1 protein-coding gene is annotated in these 521 nt (G+C 45.5%); it reads left to right on the plus strand.

Translation table 11 applies throughout. The features are described 5' to 3' along the window. Positions 1 to 154: 154 nt before the first annotated feature. Positions 155 to 521: 4Fe-4S binding protein (locus N2315_09630; GenBank protein MCX7829430.1), on the plus strand; the 367-nt coding region annotated here is incomplete at its 3' end.

Consider the following 521-nt stretch of genomic DNA (forward strand, 5'->3'; position numbering starts at 1 on the left):
TCCTATGGGAACGGTGCAGGAACTGATTGGTAAACTGGGAAAAAAGCTCTTTAAGAAAAGGGATAATCATTTTGTTCCTTCTCGTCTGGATGGTTACCTCCGGTTCTTGCGGTACGGCGTATTAGTGTGGGTTGTGTATGTTACGGCCACTTCCATGAAACTGGTTTTTTCTGATGTGGATCCCTATTATGCTCTTTTTAACTTCTGGACCGGTGAAGTGCCCCTTACGGCGTTGATTGTCCTGGGGCTTGCTTTAATAGCCTCTCTTTTTATTGAACGGCCCTTCTGTAAGTATGCCTGTCCTTACGGGGCCCTCCTGGGAATTTTTAATATCTTCCGTATTTTTGGAATTAAACGGAATCAGAATACCTGTATTAACTGTAAGGCCTGCGATCGGGCCTGTCCCATGAACATATCTGTTTCTACGAGTACGACCGTTCGTCATCATCAGTGTATTACCTGTCTCAAATGTACCTCTGAAACGGCCTGTCCTGTGCCTGCTACGGTAGAACTTCTGTCTC

Origin of the sequence: Thermanaerothrix sp. (assembly GCA_026417795.1) — a bacterium.
Taxonomy (GTDB): domain Bacteria; phylum Synergistota; class Synergistia; order Synergistales; family Synergistaceae; genus Thermanaerovibrio.